The following is an 18446-nucleotide window of genomic DNA, read 5'->3' as shown; positions in this document are numbered from 1 at the left end:
CGGCAATTGCCGGCTCACGCAGCCTCGACGCGCACTTCGCCGCTAACGATATATACGCCGCAGATCGTCAATGTGGCCCTCTTGATCCAGCTCTTGCTAAGACATCACTGTCAGCTCGCGGTTGCAGTGATTCAGTAGCTCGCCGCCGCTCTCGCGGACAGCGACGGCATCCTCGACCCGAATCCCGAACTTACCGGGCAGATAGACGCCCGGCTCGTCGCTAAACACCATACCGACCTGAAGCGGGAGGTCGTTGCCTTCGACGAGATACGGCTCTTCGTGGCCGTCGAGTCCCAGCCCGTGCCCGACTCGGTGGATGAAATACTCGCCATAGCCAGCGTCGGTGATGACCTTTCGCGCCGCGCGGTCGACGTCCTGGCACGTGTTGCCCAGCCGGAACTCGCCGAGCGCGACCCTGTTGGCTCGTAGGACGATCTCATAGACCTTGCGGTATTCGTCAGATGGCTCGCCGAGATACGCCGTTCGGGTCACGTCGGCGTGATAGTTGTCGATGGTTCCGCCAAAGTCGAAGACGACCGCGTCGCCCTCCTGGAGAATGCGATCACCAGTCGAGTGATGGGGGTTGGCGCCGTTCGGGCCGCTGGCACAGATCCCGATACCTGTGACGTCCAGCCCGTGCTTGCGGCGGAGCTCGGTCAGTATCATCGCGGCTTCGCGCTCGGTCTTGCCGATGATGCTCGCAGTTGTCGCGAATTCGTCCCAGGCCCGGTCCGCTGCCGCCCCGGCGACGCGAAGCTTCTCGATCTCGGATTCGTCCTTCACCATCCGCAGCTCGCGGATGATCGGTGTTGCGCTGCTCCATCGAGCATCTGGAATTGCCTCCAGCATGCGCACCAGGAAGACGCTCCACATCGTGTCGCTGACTGCGACCCGTGGCCGATCGACGCCGCTGAGTAGCTCGGCCACCAGATCGACCGGCTGCGCAGTCTCGGGCCACGTATGTATCTGGGCGATATCGGCCTTGTCAGCGAATCGCGAATGCTCCAGTTGCGGCGCGACCACCTGTGGCTTGCCGTCTCTCGGGATCATCACGAGCGCCAACCGTTCGCTTGCATGCGACGGCCCATCGAACATGTAGATCATGTCCGATGATGGCGCGACGAACAGGAAGTCGAGGTCGCGCTCGCTCATCAGCTCCTGCGCCCGCGCGATACGTCGCGGAACTCCGGTCAACTCCATTGTTTCCCTCTCTTCGTCGCCTCGTCGCTACGATACTCAATATTCGCGCAACGTAGCAGCCTGTCATATCGTCGTCAACAAACCCTCGTCCTGCGCCCTGCGCCCCTTACTTCCAACCGAACTGTCGCTCAAGGAAATCGCGGTCGAGATTGATGACGATCGGTTGGCCATGGGGGCAGGTGGTGGGCGTGCGTGTCAACGTGAGCGCCCCCAGTAGCGCGACGGCAGTCGCGGGGTCCAGTGGTCGACGTTTGCGGATTGCTGCGTGGCAGGCGGCCGCAGCCAGCACATCGTGCGCGGGCTCTGCCGCGTGAAGCGCGAGGATCTCCGGCAGCGCGTTCGGCGCCAGCCCGGCCGGCGAACCGGTGACCAGAATATCGTCGAGCCCGAATTCGTCCCAACGCCATCCTGCCCGCCTCAGGTTGTCGCCGTTCTCCTCCAGCCCCGCCCGCAGCCGTGTCGGGACTGTCAGGCGAAGTGGCTCGATCGGCCCGATCGTCTCGCCGGCCAGGAGCTGTTCGTAGATCACCCGCTCGTGGGCGCGGTGCTGGTCGATCAGCAGCGTGCCAATCTCCGCCTCGCAGATGATGAGCGTGTCGGCGATCTGCCCGACGACCCGCAGCCCCGGCAACGAACCAGCCGCGACCTCCCGTCTTTCCCAACCACCGGATTTGTACGGCGTGGAATTCTCCGCGAACCCTGCGCCCGGCAATCGTCCAAGGTCGACCGCTAGCGAACGGTATCCACTGACCAGATGTGACGAACGGCCCAGCAACGCCCGCAATTCTGCGCGAAGCGGCCCGACGACCGTCGCCACGTTGTGAATCCCGACGCGCTCCTTGGCGGGGTGAATGTTGGCGTCCACCCGTTCCGGGGGAATCTCGATCGACACGATCGCGTGTGGAAAGCGATGGCGAGGAAGGATGTCGGCATAGGCGATCTGAATCGCGCGTCGTACCTCAGGCACATCGCAGAGCCGGCCGTTGACCGTCAGCACGATCCCCGCCCGACTGCTCAGGTGCATGGATGGGCCGCTGATCAGCCCGGCGATCCGTGCCTCGCCAGCAGCAATCGGGCCGAGGGCGATCAGTGGCGCGCTGCCCGACCGCTCGTCCAGCTCGTCCATCACCGCGCGAAGGCCGCCGCCGGTCGTCATGACCGTGAGCCGTCCATCGACCCGCATCGTCCAGCTCACCTCGGGCCGCGCGAGCGCCAGATGAGTCACCAGCTTCCGGATGGCTCGGGCCTCCGCCAGCGGTGTCGCTCCGTCCCGGCGCACCGGGTAGCGCGAGAACAGCCGCGTCACCGACACCGATGTCCCCGCCCGGCGCGCGAGTGGCGATTGTTCGCCATTGTTTGTCCGTCGCCACCCGACTGTCTCGGCGACCTGCCGCGTGCGAACCTCGACGTCCGCGACAGCCGACATGCTGGCCAGCGCCTCGCCGCGGAACCCGAGCGTCCGGATAGCCGCCAGACCGTCGATTCCGTCCAGCTTGCTGGTTGCGTGCCGGGTGAAGAGCAGGCCGGCGTCGGCCGCCGCGATCCCTGCGCCGTCGTCATGGACGGCGATCAGATCGTATCCGCCGGCGACAATCTCGATCTCTATCCGCGTTGCCCCGGCATCGAGCGCGTTGTCGACAAGCTCGCGAACAGCAGCGCGCGGTCGGGTGATCACCTCGCCGGCCGCTATGCGCCCGACGACCACGTCCGGCAGGACGCGGATTGTCATCAATTCGCCTGCGCCGCGTCGCGACGATCGTCGGCATCCAGCAGCGCGCGCGGCCCGACCTGCTCCAGGCTGGCTGCGCGCAGACGCTGCTGAAGATCGGCCAGAAGGTTGAGTGATTCCAGCGGGGTCGTGTTCGCCAGATCAGCCGCCAGCAGAGCGTTGAACACGCGCTCTCGGACAAGGTCGATCGCCGTCGCCGGCTGCGGCCCGGTCGTCCAGCCGATTGGCGTCGTCTGCGCTCCAGCCCGGGCGCGCTGTATTACCGACTCCGGCAGGCCGGCCAGCCGCGCGATCTCCAGGCCGAACGCGGCCTCGGCGACCCCTGGGACGATCGTATGAAGAAAGACCAGCCCTCCGTCGTGGCGTTCGATTGCCGTCTGCAGCGCGATGACGCCTGGCATCTCGTCGGCTAGTCGGGTCAGCTCGCGAAAGTGCGTCGCGAAGAGCGTCCGAGCGCCGACTCGTTCGACGAGGTGCTCGACCACGGCGCTCGCAATAGCGACGCCGTCCTCGGTGCTTGTTCCCCGACCGATCTCATCCAGCACGACGAGCGACTGTTCGGTCGCGTAGCGCAGGATTGTCGCCGTCTCCAGCATCTCGACCATGAACGTCGACCGGCCGGCGGCGAGGTCGTCATGCGCGCCGATCCGCGTGAAGATGCGGTCGACCAGCCCGATCCGTGCTCGATCCGCCGGGATGAACGAGCCAACCTGGGCCATGAAAACGATCAGCGCCACCTGCCGCAGCCAGGTGGACTTGCCGGCCATGTTCGGCCCGGTAAGGATGACGACGTTCCCAGCAGCGTCGAGCCGGGTGTCGTTCGGCACGAATTCCCCCGGTGGAAGCTGCCGCTCGACGGTCGGGTGCCGCCCTCCTTCGATTGTCAACTCGGTCGAGTCGTCCAATGCCGGACGGACGTAGCGTTGCTCGACAGCGACCGTCGCCAATGCCAGAAGCGCATCCAGCATGGCCAACGCGGCGGACGTCGCTCGCATTCGCCCGACCGCGCCGCCCAGCTCATGAACCAATCGGGCGTAGAGCGTCGCTTCGAGATCGGCCGCGCGCTCCTCGTTGGCCAGGATCCGGCTCTCGGCTTCTTTCAGCGCCGGGGTGACATACCGTTCAGCGGTCGTAAGGGTCTGCTTGCGAATATAGTCGGCTGGCGCTTTCTCGCGGTTTGCGTGCGATATCTCCAGGTAGTAGCCGAACACTTTGTTGTAGCCGACCTTCAACGAGCGGATACCCGTGCGCTCGCGCTCGGCACGTTCCATCCCCGCGATCGCATCACGGTCGTGATCGATGGCGGCGTAGATCTGGTCGAGCCGTCGGTTGATCCCCGGTCGAAGCAACCGCGAGCTTTCGCTGTCAATCTCGCTCCGGATCCTCGCCTGGACTCCTGCCAGCTGGTCGATTTCCTCCGCCAGCTCGATCAGCAGCGCCGACTCAGCCCGATTGCGCAGCGCTTCCAGCACTCGCCCGGCGCCGGCCAGCGTCTCGGCCACTGCCAGCAGCTCACTCGCCCGCGCCGCGCCGGTCGCTACCCGTGCCGCCAGCCGCTCCAGATCGAGAAGGCCGGCTAGAGCGCGCCCGAGCCCGGTTCGCAGCGTCGCGTCGCTGACCAGCTCCTCTACAGCGTCCAGCCGTTGGGTAAGTGCTGCGCGATCCAGCAATGGCCGGTCGAGCAAGGCACGCAGCCTGCGCGCCCCCGGCGCGGAATGCGTGCGATTCAGCAAGGTGAACAGATCGTGGCGGTCACGCGATCGCAGGTCGATTTCCAGATTCAGTCGCGTCTGCCGATCGAGGATCATGATCCCCTCGGTCTGGTATGGAATCGGCGCATCCAGTGCGAGCAGCAACGCTGGCTGGCTGCGTTCGAGGTAGGCGACCAGCACTGCGATTGCGCGCGCCGCGGCCGGCCGTGTTGGCTCACCCCCCGGAAAGTGCCGCGCAAGCGTTTGCTCGGCGTCGTCGATCGACCATTCCCCGCCAATCGGTCGGATCGCCACGCGTGTGTCGAGATCCAGCTCGTCCGCCGCTGGCCCGACGATCTCGACGGGGTCGAGCTGATCCACGACCGCAGCCAGCCCGGCCGGGTCGTCCGCCGGCAGGATCCGATACTCACACGCGCCGGTCGAAACATCGACCCAGGCCATCCCGACCAGCGCCCCATGGCTCGCCATTGCGAGAAGCAGATTCGCCCGTCCATCATCGAGAAGCGCTGGGTCGTCGATTGTGCCGGGCGAGAGGACTCGGGTAACGTCGCGCTCCACGAGTCCACGCCCGGGCTCGGAGAGCTGTTCGCAGATCGCTAGCCGATAGCCGGCCCGCAGAAAGCGGCGCAGGTAGCCGTTGAGCGCGTGATAGGGAATCCCGGCCATCGGCACGCGGCCGCTCCGGCCGAACTCGCGTGAGGTCAGCGTGATACCGAGGACTCGCGCCGCCGTGTGGGCGTCCTCGTCAAACATCTCATAGAAGTCACCCATGCGATACAGCAGGATGGCGTCCGGGTGCTCGGCCTTGAGTCTCAGATACTGCTGACGCGCTGGAGTGATGACCATGCTCGCCTCACGTGTCCGTGCTCCAAGGGGTCAGTATAGCCCGGCAATGACTGCGAGTCACTGGCGCCGTGCGTTCAGATGAACGCGACCTCCAATGGTTGTTGCCCCGTCATCCGAAGCGTGAATACGTCTCCTTGTTTCGCCGGAATCGCTCGGCCGAGTGACCCTGAGAGCACGACCTCCCCCGGTTGTAGCGCGACCCCGTAGCTTGCCAGCGTCTCGGCCAGCCAGGCGACTGCGTTTGCCGGGTGCCCGAGGCTATCGGCGCCGGTTCCTTCGACGACGACCTCCCCGTTCTGCTCCAGAATCATCGACACGCGACGAAGATCCTCACCCAGCAACTCTCTTCCCCATGGCCCTAGCGTGAATGCGCCAAAGGAGGCGTTGTCGGCAATCGTGTCGATCACCCGAAAGTCGCGCCGTTCGAAGCGGCTATCGACGATCTCGAACGACGCGGTCACCGACTCCGTAGCTGCTAACACCTCCTCGATCGTGACCGCGCCGGCCAGCGGTGAGTGGAGCAGGAAGGCGATCTCCCCCTCTATGCGAGGCTGGAGGAACAGCGCGGCCGGCATCTCGACCCGTCCTCCGGTCGCGACAAAGAACCGTGATTCCCACAGCCGGCCGAAGTCGGGCCGGTCGAACCCGGCCTGCTCCTGCATCGCCTTGCTCGTCAACCCGATCTTTCGGCCAAGCACCCGCTCACCATTGCGCTCCCGCAGCGTGCTCCAGGCGCTCTGGATCGCGTACGCCTCGTCGATCGTCGCCATTCCCGCGCTCCGGCTTAGCGGCTGGATCAACGCTCGGGTCTCCCATGCCTGTTCCAGCGCCTTCGCGGCATCGTCGTATTCGATCGTCATCATCAGCCTTTCTGTCCCACGTCCCGCGTCTATGCCATTATCCTCCCCGGTTGCCTCCGTGCCCCGTCTCCGTTAGCATCGCTTCGGCAGAATCGAGCAGTGACGTGGTGATTGGGAGGGGCTTCAATGACCGGACGGCCGACGACGTGGGCGACGAACGGAGTAGTTGCTTCTCCGCATTATCTGGCGAGCCAGGCCGGCCTGCGGATTCTCCAGGAGGGCGGCAACGCCGTCGATGCGGCAATCGCGGCGAACGCCGTGCTGAATGTCGTCTACCCGCACCAGTGTCACGCCGGCGGCGACCTGTTTGCCATAGTCTGGCACCCCGGCGAGCGGAAGCTCTATGGGCTCAACTCATCCGGCCCTGCCCCGGCCGGCCTGAGTATTGACTATCTGCTCGAGCGAGGCTTCGACGCGATTCCCGAACGCGGGGGCCTGACCGTCACCGTCCCCGGTACGGTGGCCGGCTGGGCCGCGCTCCAGCAGCGCTTCGGCGCTCGGTCGCTCGACCGCGTCCTCGAACCAGCCGTTCGCTACGCGCGCGACGGCGTCCCGATGCCACGGAATTATGTCGAGGCACTCTTTCGCCTGCGCGCCATCGTGTCTGGTCACCCCGGCACGCGCGCTGTCTTCGGCGGCTCGGCCAACCGACCCGGCGACATCATGCGACAGCCCGCGCTTGCGCGGACGCTCGAGCGGATCGGGATCGAGGGGGCCCGCGCCTTCTACGAGGGCGAAGCCGCAGATGACATGATCGCGACGCTCCAACAGGCCGGGTCGCCGATGACGCTCGACGATCTCGCCGCGTTCGAGCCGGAGTGGGTCGATCCAATCTCGACCTCCTACCACGGCTATGACCTGGTCGAGCTGCCGCCGAATACGCAGGGCCCGACTGTGCTTCTGATGGCCAACATTGTCGAGGGGTTGCCGACCACGAAGCTGGGTCACACCACGGGCGCAGGTATCCATGCCTGGGTCGAGACGAAGCTCCAGGCGTTTGCCCAACGTGACCGGTTCGTCGCCGATCCGCGCATGGCTAACCCCGAGGTCGAGCAGTTTCTGGACAAGTCCGTCGCCGCGAAGATGCGCGATGCGATCGATATGGATCGGACGAGTGCCGCTTCTGGAGGTTACGAGGACGGCGACACGATCTATCTGTGCGCAGTCGATCGTGACGGCATGGCCGTCTCGTTGATCCAGTCGGTCTACAACAACTTCGGCTCAGGCATAGTCGCGCAGGGCGCCGGCGTGTTGTTCCACAATCGGGGCCGAGGCTTTTCGATGGACCCCGGCCATCTCAACAGCCTGCAGCCCGGCAAGCGTCCGTATCACACGCTCATCCCGGCGATGCTGATGCGTCATGGTGAGCCGGCCTGGGTCTTCGGCACAATGGGGGCCGACGCTCAGGCGCAGGTTCAGCTCCAGATGCTGCTCGGCATGGTCGACTTTGGCCTCGAGCCACAGACCGTCATCGAAACCCCACGCTGGGTCTCCGGAGCGGACGCCGACCGGTCGCGCTGGGTCCGGGTCGAGCCGCGGATCGGCGCTCGCGCAATCGAAGATCTCCGCGCGCGCGGCCACAGCGTCGTCGTCGGCGAGGAATGGGACTCGGCGATGGGTCACGCGCATTGCATCTTGATCGACCGCGGACGAGGCGTTCTCGGCGGCGCATCGGATCCTCGCGCCGACGGCATCGCCGCTGGTTGGTGACGGCGCGTGCGGCGCTTCTACGAAGCCGAGATCAACGGTGACCTGACCGCAATCTACCAGCTCGTCGCAGGGGTCGAGAAGTGGCCTGATCTCTTCCCTCACGTCCTCGCTGCCGATGTCCTCTGGGAAGACGCCGATGTGCGAGTCGCCCGTGTCCGGGTGTCGCGGAGCGGCATCCCGCTTGCCTGGGTTTGTCGGCTTGAGATCGATCCCTCCGGCCCGCGAGTCCATGTTGACCATATCGACGGCTTCGCTCGCGGGCTCCGCGCCGACTGGAAGTTCGAGCGACTTCCCCAGCGGCGCACTCGCGTCCGCCTCGTCACGGACTATCACACGCGCTTGCCCACGCGTGATCGTCTGATCACGCGCTATGTCCTCGACGATCTCGTGACTCGCACCCTGGCGATGATCACGCTACTTGCCGAATCCGACCGCGCCGCCCATGAGCTCTTCGTTCCCGGGGTCGACGACGGCGCGCGTCGCTGACGCGTCCTGAGAGCGGGGGGACTGGCGCAAGCTGCTCCGTGTCCTCTGGCTGCGATTTGACACGCAACCGCGACGTCCAGGACGGTGATCTCGACACATTCGATATTCCGCCCAAGTCACGATGTGGTTGATGAATCGCCCCGGTCGCATCGAAGCCAGGGGAGGCTCCTATGAATCGTCCGTTCCTGGCGGTCGCGTTCCGCGTCTGGCTGGTTGAGATTCTGATTTCAGGAGTTAACTACTTCGTGTTGATGGGGTTGGTCTACGAACCAATCTGGGGTGAGTTACGCGCCCACCAGATCGGCATGACGACGCGGATTATCTACATCTTCGTGCTTGCCTGGCTGCTTCAACGATCCGGCCCAGACCACAATCAGCGCGACCTGATTCATGCCGGGGCTCTCTGGCTCGTCTCGGCGCTGATCTTCGAGTGGGGCGGCAGCCTGCTGCTCCAGCACCGCCCGGTTCATGAGATTCTCGTTGGTTGGCAGGTCTGGAATGGCTATATGTGGCCGTATGTGCTGCTTGCCTACCTGTTCGCAAACCCGATTGTCGGTGTAGCGCGAACTCGGCTGCGCGCCGCCGGCTAGTCGCGCAGCAAGTGGGGGAAATGGCCGTTATCGTGCGGGCAGACGTGTCCGTCTGGCCCGATCGGCGCGCCGCAGCGGGGGCAGGTTGGCCGGCCACCAGCGACAGCTCGCTCGATCTGGATCGCGAGCGTCCGCGCCCGTTGTAGCTCGAGCCGCACGACGACCGCAGGTGGGTCGTCCTCATCGGCCTCGATATCGTGAGCAAACACCGTGACCCGGCCGTGATCCTCGTCGAACCCGACAGCCAGTCGGCCCACGTGATATTCAGCGATTCCTGGCGGCACTGGCCCGGTTGGCGACGGCTCGACATCGCTGACCCGAGCGGCCGCGACCCCGGCCGACCGGAGTTGTGCGATCATCTGATCGAACGCCATCCCGAGCGCCTGAAGCTGCTGCTTCTCCAGCCAGAGCACGACGGTGTCGCCACCCTCACTGAAGATCATCCGGAATGTCCGATGACCGGGCGTTCCGATCGCCTCTGCTTCGGCGCGCTGGACATCGTCAAAATCGAATCGTTGATCTGCCAAGCTATCTCACCGCCCACTGTGGCTCGTCTGGCGCGTATTATCGTGCTCCAGTGTACTCGCAGGAGCCGTGCTACCATACCGCGCGTTGTCGATATGGACGAGAGGATCGATGCTGTGTCCCCGCGACCGGAGCCGCGTGATGCCCAGCCTTGAGTCGCGGATCGACGCCGCCCAGCGGTTCGTCGACGCGGATGCACTGGTCGGGACGCTTGCTGCGCTCGTCCGTGTCCAGAGTGTTTATGACCCTGGTCGGCCAGACGGGAATGAACGCGCAGCGGTTGACCTTGTTGCCGGCCTGCTCGACGAGTGGGGGATGCGCTATCGGCGACGCGAGGTTGCGCCGGGACGGCCCAACATCGTCGTCGATCTAGATGGCCGGGACCCCGGGCCGATCCTCGTCTTCGAAGGCCATACCGATGTCGTCACCGCGGGAGATCTATCCGCCTGGTCCGTCGACCCCTTCGCCGCCGAGATCCGTGATGGCCGGCTCTACGGTCGCGGAGCGTGCGACATGAAGGGCGGCCTCGTTGCGATGCTCTACGCAGCCCGGGCGCTTCAGCTGGCCGGGTGTGATTATGCCGGGGTCGTCCGGCTGGCGATCCTCGCCGACGAGGAAGGCATGATGCTCGGCGCGAAGGGCTTTGTTGCTGATGGCGAACTGGAGGGTGTCGCTGCCGCGATCGTGTGCGAGCCAGAGGGTGATCGTCTCTGCATCGCCCAGAAGGGCGCTATTCGGATGAAGGTCAGCCTCCAGGGGCGGATGGCCCACGGCTGTATGCCGGAGCAGGGTATCAACCCGATTTCGGCGCTCGGCGAGGTCATCGTCGAGTGCAGGCGTGTTGAGGCAGAAGTCCGCGCGGCCAGCCCGACTCATGCCTTGCTCGGCCGCTTCTCGCTGACTCCGACCGTCGCGTTGGCCGGCGAGCAAGCGCAGGGTAACGTCATCCCTGCCCGCGCCGAGCTCATCCTTGATATCCGCACAACCGCCGAGAACGACCACTCCGAGATCCGCGAGCTGGTTACCCAGCGAGTCACCGCCGCCGCCGGCCGTGTGCCGGACGTCAGGGTGACGGTCAAGGTTCAGGACGACCGTCCCGCCACCGAGACCGACCCCGACGAGCCGATCGTTGCCGCGGTCAGTGCTGCTCACGAAGCTGACACTGGCAAGATCCCACCGTTTGGCGGCGTCCCCGGCTCGACCGACGGCACGATCTTCTGGGCGGCGACCGGCGTCCCACTGGTTACCTGGGGCCCCGGCTCGACGACCGTTCCACATCAGGCCGACGAGTGGGTTGCGCTCGAGGATGTCGTTCGCTACGCCCGCAGCTACGTTGGTGCGGCTCTTCGGTTCTTCGAGTTGATGGGGCAGAGCGAATGAAGGTCGTCGTCGTTGGCGCTGGCGCGATGGGCGGACTGATCGGGACGCGGTTGTCCGTCACCGGTCACAATGTTGTCCTCTACGACACCTGGGCCGAACATGTCGACACCATCAATCGACATGGCATCGTTATCCACGAGCTGGACGACTCCATCCTGCGCTATCGCATTCAGGCGACGACCCAACCGCCGCAGCTCGATGGCGTCGACCTTCTTCTCATCGAAGTGAAGAGCTACGACACCCTCAAGGCACTTCGTCCGTTTGCCGGCCTGGTTCCGACTGACACGTTTGTCCTCTCGTTACAGAATGGGCTCGGCAACCTCGATCTCGCGCGCGCGGCGCTACCCAACCACGAGCGATTGTTGATTGGCACGACGGCCCATGGCTCGGCTGTGCTCGGCCCTGGCCGCTTGCGACATACGGGCAAAGGCGCCACCGTCATCGGGGATCCGACCACACCACCAACGCCGCGCTTCGATCTTGCCCCGCTGCGCCGCGCGCTCACTCGGTCCGGGTTCGACACCGAGATTTCCAGTAACATCCACACCGCCGTCTGGAATAAGCTCGTCGCCAACATCGCAATCAACGCGCTGACGGCGATCACCGGAGTGCGCAATGGCGACCTTCTCGACGATCCGGATCTGCAGCCGATCATTGCGCGGCTCGTCGCCGAGACTGTCGCTGTCATGCAGGCTGCCGGCGTCCCGGCAGGGATGGACGACCCGCTTGGCTACGCCCGCAAAGTCATGCGCGATACCAGCGTGGCGTCGTCCTCAATGCTTCAGGATATCCGGTACGGCCGGCAGACCGAGGTCGATGCGATCAATGGCGCAGTCGCCCGGCTCGGGGCCGAGCTCGGCGTCCCGACGCCGGTCAACCGGCTGCTGACCACTCTGGTCCACAATCGCGAGCGAGGGGTCCGACGTGAGGGGCCAGCGCTGAAGCTGGGAGGCGCATCCGATGACGAATGACACGACACGAGACAAGATCACCGCCCCCGCCATACAGGCCATGAAGGGCGGCGATCGGATCGTTATGGTCACTGCCTACGATTACCCGACTGCCCGCGCCGTCGAGGCTGCCGGGCTGGAGTCGATCCTCGTCGGTGATTCGCTCGGCATGGTCGTTCTCGGATATCAGTCGACGATCCCGGTAACGATGGAAGAGATGCTCCACCACACCCGCGCCGTGATGCGCGGTGTCGAGACCGTCCATGTCGTCGCCGATCTGCCGTTCATGTCCTACCAGGTCAGCGACGCGCAGGCAGTCGAGAACGCCGGCCGGCTGATGAAGGAGGGCGGCGCAGACGCCGTCAAGCTGGAGGGTGGTCGGGCGGTCGCCAGCCGGATCGAGGCGATCGTTCGTTCGGGTATCCCGGTCATGGCTCATATTGGCCTGACCCCACAGGCGTCGGCCGCGCTCGGCGGCTTCAAAGTCCAGGGGCGCTCGCTCGACGCCGCCCGGGGCGTCATCGACGACGCTCTGGCGGTCGAGGCGGCCGGCGCGTACGCTGTCGTCGTCGAAGCGGTCCCACGCCAGCTCGCCCGGATCATCACGGCACGCCTCCGGGTCCCAACCATCGGCATCGGCGCAGGTCTCGATTGCGATGGCCAGGTGCTGGTCAACGGGGATCTGCTCGGCTCCTTCGATCGCTTCATCCCCCGCTTTGCGAAGAAGTACGCGAACCTCGCCGAGACGATGCGCGACGCGTTCGCTGCCTTTGCCAGCGAAGTTCGCGCCGGCGAGTTCCCGACAAAGGATCACGGCTTCGCCATGTCCCGCGATGTCATTGCCGCCCTCGAGGCCGAGACGCCGGTCGAATGAATCCCGGATAGCCGCCACCCTGCCGTGCCCCTTCGGTATACTCCGGCGTCCGCTCCCGGCGATTGCCGGACGAGCGATGGCTGGTCCAATCAGAGTGGGGGCTCACACCGAATGCCGAAAAGCCTGCGCAAGACCGTGCTCGTCGCGGTCGTGCTACTGCTGCTTGTGCCGGCCGTCGTGGCCTGTGGCGGTGGTGGCAACAAGCCAACTGCAACCAGTGAGTCGACGGCCGCAACGACTGCGTCGCCGGTTACGTCATCATCGCCAACTACGGCGACGACCGCGCCGACGCAAGCTCCGACGGCGGCAGCGTCCCCGATGACATCGCCTGTCGCTCAGGCAACAGCGACGACACCGAGCGCCGCGCCAACCGCAACCATGCCGATGCAACAGGCCTCGGGCGACGCAGCCTACGGCTTCAACGTCTTCACTTGGGGCAACGAGGCCGGCCAGCAAAACGACGTTCGGACCGTCGAGATGGTTCAGGGCGCGGGATTCAACTGGGTTCGGCTGCATTTCTACTGGAGCGACATCCAGCGTGGCCCCGACTGGTGGGATCCGCTGGCGATCGACAACATCGTGAATCAGTACCATGACGCCGGGATCAACATCCTCGCCACCGTCTCGAATCCGCCGGACTGGGCCAGAGACACGAGCGGCGAGCGGCTCATTACGAACCTGGCCGATTGGCAGAACTTCATGTTCTTCATGGCCGACCGCTACAAGGGGAAGGTTCAGGCCTGGGAGATCTGGAACGAGCAGAACCTCGCCAGCACGTTCGGCGGCACAGTCAGAGTCCAGGATTATGCCGAGCTGCTTCAAGGCGCATACCAGGGTGTGAAAGCGGCCGATAACTCGGCCCTCGTCGTGTTCGGCGGGCTCACTCCGACAGGCGTCAACGACCCCTCGATCGCTATCGACGACGTCCAGTATCTGCGCTCGTTCTACGAGTATCAGGGCGGCTCCTATACCGAGTTCTTTGACATCATGGGGATGCACGCCAACGCGACCGATAACGGCCCAGACCTGATGTACCCGGACAACCCCGGCGTCGGGAAGTGGTCGCAGGACCCCAGCTTCTACTTCCGTCGCGTTCAGCAGCTGCACGATGTGATGACCGAGCACGGTGACACCCGGCCAAGCTGGATCACCGAGTTCGGCTGGACGACCGCAAACCAGGCTCCCGGTTATGAATATGGCGCAAATGTGACGGCGCAGCAGCAGGCGGATTACCTGGTCCGCGCCTTCCAGATTGCCCGATCCGACTGGGCGGAGTGGTGCAAGGGCCTGTTCGTCTGGAACCTGAACTTCTCGGTTGTCACCGAGCCGAGCGATGAGAAGTATCCATGGGCGGTTCTGAATTCTGACTTCTCACCTCGACCGGCCTATGACGCACTCCGCGCCATGCCGAAACCCTGATCCCGGGCGATAGTGCCGCTCTCTGTGGGCGACGGGAGTTCCCGTCGCCCACTCTACATCTCGGTGCTAGACTCGTGTGCGTGATTTCAGAGGCCGGTGACACAGATCGCTTCACGACGCTCGCCGGGTCTACGCGCCGCTCGGCGTCGTCCCGCGCATCAGGCCGCTTCCCCTCCGCGCGAGCGATCCTGCTGACAGCGCTCGATCTGGCGTTGCTCACGCTGTTCTGGCTAGTGTTTCTCTGGCCGATCCTCGTCGCCCGCGATCACTTCATCCCCTATGACCTGATTGACCAGCACTACATGTTCCAGGCGTTCATCCATCGGACGCTTGCTGCCGGCAAATCTCCGTGGTGGTCGCCCGACATCCTCGGCGGCTATCCAATCGTTGCCGATCCGCTGACGGCGCTCTTCTACCCGCCAAACGTGGCGATGCATCTGCTGACACGCAGCGCCTTCCTCCCCTACTACAGGATGGAGGTCCAGCTTGCGCTGCACATCCTCTGGGCCGCGTTTGGCGGGTATGCGCTGGCGCGCTCGCTGACGGGGTCGCGCATGGGCGGTCTGGTCGCTGCGCTGACGTTCGCCTTCGGGGGATTCTTCGCCTGGCACCTTCCACATCTCTCCCCCCTCTCATCTCTCAGCTGGCTTCCGTGGGTTCTCTTCGCCTACCACCGGGCCGTCACACGCCAGAGCCTCGTCTGGGTGGCGGCTGGCGCAACATCGTTTGGCATGCTCGTCCTTGCGGGACACGCGATGACGATCCTCCAGGCCGGCTATCTCATCGGGGCGCTCGCTATCGCAGCTGCTCTTCTGTCGTATCGGAACGATCCAGCGCAGTCTGCGTGGGCGTTTGGCGCTGGTGTCGCGATCGGCCTGCTCGGCGCCGGACTGGCGATGATCCAGCTGCTCCCGTCCTGGGAGCTCAGTGGCGAGACATCCCGCGCCGGCCTGAGCTGGGCCGAGGCTGCTGGCTCGTCCTTTCGCCCGCTCTGGCTTTTGACCGTCGTCGTCCCCGGCTACTTTGCGCCCGACTTCCCGACGTTGTATTGGGCGGCAGGCGACCCGGCCGAGACGAATATCTACCTGGGGCTGATCCCGCTCGTGCTCGCCGTTCTGGGTGTCGCGCGCGCCAACCGGCAAAACCGCCGTCTGATCGGCGGCATCCTGGCCGGCGGCGCGATCTGTCTCGTGCTGGCGTTCGGGAGCTTCGGGCCGGTATACCGGCTTGTCTACGATCTCATTCCCGGCTTTGATCATGTTCGCCGGCCAGGCAACTTCATCGCGCTGGTGACGCTCGCCGTTGGTCTGCTCGCTGCCTTCGGTGTCCGTTCGCTGGAGGAGCGTCACAGCGTCGACGGCGTGCGTTCCGCTCGGGTGTTCGGCCGGCTACTGCTCGCCAGCGGTGCGCTCCTCGTCGCCGGCCTTGTGCTGGCGACACTCCGTCGCCACGCTGCCGACGACGGGTTGTGGCAGCAGCGCCTGCGCCTGATCCAGCATGGACTGCTCGCCGCAATCCTGATTGTCGCGGTCGCCTATGGTCTCGTCCGAACCCGGGTCAGCCTGCGTCTGCCGGCCACTATACTGGCGGCTCTTCTGGTGCTGATCGTGGCCATTGACCTTCGCGCAGGCAACGCGAATAAAGTCTATGCCGGGAACGCGGCGCGTCCGGATCGGTACATCGGCCCGGATTGGGCAGCCGCGGCAACTGACCCATACGTCCGTCAGCTGCTTGAGCTGCAACGCCAGGTTGCGCCAGATCAATTCCGCATCTATCCCGACCAGGCCGGCTCTCAGTGGATCAACGGCCCGCTCGTCTGGGGTGTCCAGAGCATCGACGGCTACAGCGTCCTCTGGCCTCGCGAGTATCAGGAGCTATTCGAGCTGGGAACCGGCAACCTCGGTTCGCCGGTGTTCGACCTCATGAACGTGCGTTATGTCATGACAACGCGACCGCTCGATGAGCTCCACCCAGGCTTCGACCTCTCCGGCTTCCGGCTGTTTCAGGATGGCTGGATGAAGGTGTATGAGAACACCGACGCGATGCCGCGTGCCTGGGTGGCCCGACAATGGGTCCTCCGGCCCGCGGACACCACGCTCGCCTGGATGACCGAGAACTCAGGCTCGCTTCGCGACACCGTCGTCGTCAGCGACCCGCCCGCAGGAGGCATAGCGCCTGGCGCGCCAGGCGAAGGCGGGCAGGCGCGAATCGTCTCCTATACGAACGATCGTGTCGTCGTCCACGCCTCGATGCCGGCCGATGGTTACCTCATCCTCGCCGACACATACTATCCCGGTTGGACAGCCACGGTCGATGGCCGTCCCGCCCGGGTCCAGCGCGCCGACCACGCCCTTCGCGCGGTCTGGCTGCCGGCCGGCGAGCACGACGTCGTCTTCACCTACCGGTCTACCATGCGGACCCTGGGCACGATCCTGACCATCATCTCCGGTCTGGCGATCGTCGGTCTTGCCGTCGCCAGTCCTCTGTTGCGGCGACGACGCGCGCCTCAACGTGCGTGAGGTGTTCCCGGCGCGGAATTTGGTTGATCTCTATTGGCTGGTGCCATTGCAGTAAACCAGTGACATTCTGAGCACTAGCGGTTATGTGTGCCGAAAAGCTCAGGAAGGGTTGGGCAATGGATCAGTCCACATGGCGAACGAAAGTCGGTCTGGCTCAGATGTTGAAGGGCGGCGTCATCATGGACGTCGTCACTCCGGATCAGGCGAGGATCGCCGAAGAGGCTGGCGCGGTCGCGGTCATGGCGCTCGAACGGGTGCCGGCCGACATCCGGCGTGATGGCGGAGTCGCCAGGATGAGCGACCCGGCGTTGATCCGTCAGATCAAGGCAACCGTCACAATTCCGGTCATGGCCAAGGCGCGCATTGGCCACTTCGTCGAAGCACAGATCATCGAGGCGTGTGACATCGACTACATCGATGAGTCGGAAGTCCTGACGCCCGCCGACGAGGATCACCATATCGAGAAGAGCGCGTTTCGCATCCCGTTCGTCTGTGGCGCGCGCGACCTCGGCGAGGCGCTGCGGCGGCTCAGCGAGGGCGCAGCGATGATTCGAACAAAGGGCGAGGCCGGCACCGGCAACGTCGTCGAGGCGGTCCGGCACATGCGCACGATGCAGTCCCAGATCCGCCGGGCAGCCGGAATGACCCGCGACGAGCTGCCTGCGTTTGCCAAGGAGCTCGGCGCTCCACTCGAGCTGCTTCGCGAGGTCGCCGATCTGGGGCGGCTGCCCGTCGTGAATTTCGCGGCTGGTGGAATCGCAACCCCAGCCGATGCGGCGCTGATGATGCAGCTTGGTTGCGACGGGGTCTTTGTTGGCTCGGGCATCTTCAAGTCGGGCAATCCGGAGCGTCGAGCGGCGGCGATTGTCGAAGCAGTGACACACTACAACGATCCGGTCCGCATCGCGAAGGTCAGCGAGAATCTCGGCGAGGCGATGGTCGGGATCAACGTCAGCACCCTGCCGGCCGACGAGCTGCTCGCAACCCGGGGCTGGTAAGCCGATGAACGGGCGGCATCGCGTCAACCCATCCCTGCCGCCTGCTGTCGAGGGCGAGAGCGCAATCGGCGTCCTCGCCCTCCAGGGCGCGTTTGTCGAGCATCTCGCCGTTCTGGCCCGGCTGGGCGTTCCAACGCGAGAGGTGAGGTTGCCCGAGCATCTCGACGGGCTGGCCGGGCTGATCATCCCCGGCGGCGAGAGCACGGTTATCGGCAAGCTGATGGTGAAGTATGGACTCGACGACGCCATTCGGTCGTTCGCCGGCCGGGGTGGCGCGATCTGGGGCACCTGCGCCGGAATGATCCTGCTGGCCCGCGAGGTTGGCCGCGATCAACCGCTGCTCGGACTGCTCGATATCGACGTCGAGCGCAATGCCTATGGATCACAGCTGGCGTCGTTTGAGGAAGACATCGCCCTGACGCGCTTCGGGATCACGGATCTGCGGGCAGTGTTTATCCGCGCGCCGGTGGTGTCGCGTGTCGGGCCGTCGGTGACAACCGAGGCAACCGATGGGCGGGGCAACATCGTCGCCGTCTCAGATGGCCGGCTACTGGGGACGTCGTTCCACCCGGAGCTGACCGATGATGGACGCCTGCACGGATGGTTCGCCGCGCTCGCCCGCGACAGGCTGGTGATCGCACACTGACA

General features: G+C 65.1%; 15 protein-coding genes. 10 read left to right on the top strand and 5 right to left on the bottom strand.

What is annotated here, in order from left to right; all coding sequences use genetic code 11:
* Positions 1-96 precede the first annotated feature (96 nt).
* The 4 genes from V9F06_11755 to V9F06_11740 form a co-directional block, all read right to left on the bottom strand.
* Positions 97-1200, bottom strand: coding sequence for a Xaa-Pro peptidase family protein (locus V9F06_11755; protein MEI2618276.1), 1104 nt, complete (start codon positions 1198-1200; stop codon positions 97-99).
* Positions 1201-1306: 106 nt separating this feature from the next.
* Complete coding sequence (gene mutL, locus V9F06_11750; GenBank protein MEI2618275.1) at positions 1307-2929, bottom strand: DNA mismatch repair endonuclease MutL; 1623 nt, start codon at positions 2927-2929, stop codon at positions 1307-1309.
* Positions 2929-5487 (bottom strand): DNA mismatch repair protein MutS, encoded by a 2559-nt coding sequence (mutS, locus tag V9F06_11745; GenBank protein ID MEI2618274.1) that lies wholly within the window; start codon positions 5485-5487, stop codon positions 2929-2931. The genes mutL and mutS overlap by 1 nt, the downstream gene beginning before the upstream one ends.
* Positions 5488-5561: 74 nt before the next feature.
* Positions 5562-6350 (bottom strand): fumarylacetoacetate hydrolase family protein, encoded by a 789-nt coding sequence (locus V9F06_11740; protein ID MEI2618273.1) that lies wholly within the window; start codon positions 6348-6350, stop codon positions 5562-5564.
* 123 nt (positions 6351-6473) lie between these two features.
* Between V9F06_11740 and ggt the strand changes: the two genes are divergently transcribed.
* The 3 genes from ggt to V9F06_11725 all read left to right on the top strand — a co-directional run bounded on the left by ggt (position 6474) and on the right by V9F06_11725 (position 9133).
* The gene (ggt, locus tag V9F06_11735; protein ID MEI2618272.1) at positions 6474-8057 is read left to right on the top strand and encodes a gamma-glutamyltransferase; all 1584 of its coding nucleotides are present in this window, start codon (positions 6474-6476) and stop codon (positions 8055-8057) included.
* A 6-nt stretch (positions 8058-8063) separates the two neighbouring features.
* On the top strand, positions 8064-8543 hold the full coding sequence (locus V9F06_11730) for an SRPBCC family protein (protein MEI2618271.1): 480 nt from the start codon (positions 8064-8066) through the stop codon (positions 8541-8543).
* A 170-nt stretch (positions 8544-8713) separates the two neighbouring features.
* Positions 8714-9133 carry a hypothetical protein gene (locus V9F06_11725; protein MEI2618270.1) on the top strand — a complete coding sequence of 140 codons (420 nt, stop codon included), beginning with the start codon at positions 8714-8716 and terminating at the stop codon, positions 9131-9133.
* Here the strand turns inward: V9F06_11725 and V9F06_11720 are convergent.
* Positions 9130-9660, bottom strand: coding sequence for a DUF3090 family protein (locus V9F06_11720; protein MEI2618269.1), 531 nt, complete (start codon positions 9658-9660; stop codon positions 9130-9132). The genes V9F06_11725 and V9F06_11720 overlap by 4 nt on opposite strands.
* Positions 9661-9799: 139 nt before the next feature.
* Between V9F06_11720 and V9F06_11715 the strand changes: the two genes are divergently transcribed.
* From V9F06_11715 to pdxT, 7 genes are all read left to right on the top strand, one after another.
* A complete protein-coding gene (locus V9F06_11715; GenBank protein ID MEI2618268.1) occupies positions 9800-11038 on the top strand; it encodes a M20 family metallopeptidase in 1239 nt (412 codons plus the stop codon).
* Positions 11035-12009 carry a 2-dehydropantoate 2-reductase gene (locus V9F06_11710; GenBank protein ID MEI2618267.1) on the top strand — a complete coding sequence of 325 codons (975 nt, stop codon included), beginning with the start codon at positions 11035-11037 and terminating at the stop codon, positions 12007-12009. Before V9F06_11715 ends, V9F06_11710 begins: the two co-directional genes overlap by 4 nt.
* A complete protein-coding gene (gene panB / locus V9F06_11705) occupies positions 11999-12862 on the top strand; it encodes a 3-methyl-2-oxobutanoate hydroxymethyltransferase (protein MEI2618266.1) in 864 nt (287 codons plus the stop codon). The genes V9F06_11710 and panB overlap by 11 nt, the downstream gene beginning before the upstream one ends.
* A 111-nt stretch (positions 12863-12973) precedes the next feature.
* Positions 12974-14281 carry a cellulase family glycosylhydrolase gene (locus V9F06_11700; protein MEI2618265.1) on the top strand — a complete coding sequence of 436 codons (1308 nt, stop codon included), beginning with the start codon at positions 12974-12976 and terminating at the stop codon, positions 14279-14281.
* An 80-nt stretch (positions 14282-14361) separates the two neighbouring features.
* On the top strand, positions 14362-16800 hold the full coding sequence (locus V9F06_11695; GenBank protein MEI2618264.1) for a YfhO family protein: 2439 nt from the start codon (positions 14362-14364) through the stop codon (positions 16798-16800).
* A 116-nt stretch (positions 16801-16916) separates the two neighbouring features.
* Positions 16917-17798 (top strand): pyridoxal 5'-phosphate synthase lyase subunit PdxS, encoded by an 882-nt coding sequence (gene pdxS / locus V9F06_11690; GenBank protein MEI2618263.1) that lies wholly within the window; start codon positions 16917-16919, stop codon positions 17796-17798.
* A gap of 4 nt (positions 17799-17802) precedes the next feature.
* Positions 17803-18444 (top strand): pyridoxal 5'-phosphate synthase glutaminase subunit PdxT, encoded by a 642-nt coding sequence (gene pdxT / locus V9F06_11685; GenBank protein ID MEI2618262.1) that lies wholly within the window; start codon positions 17803-17805, stop codon positions 18442-18444.
* Positions 18445-18446 lie beyond the last annotated feature (2 nt).

This window comes from Thermomicrobiales bacterium, assembly GCA_037045155.1.
Lineage (GTDB): Bacteria > Chloroflexota > Chloroflexia > Thermomicrobiales > CFX8 > JAMLIA01.
The sequence above is the reverse complement of the archived record's forward strand: the minus strand, read 5'-3'. Positions and strand labels throughout refer to the sequence as shown.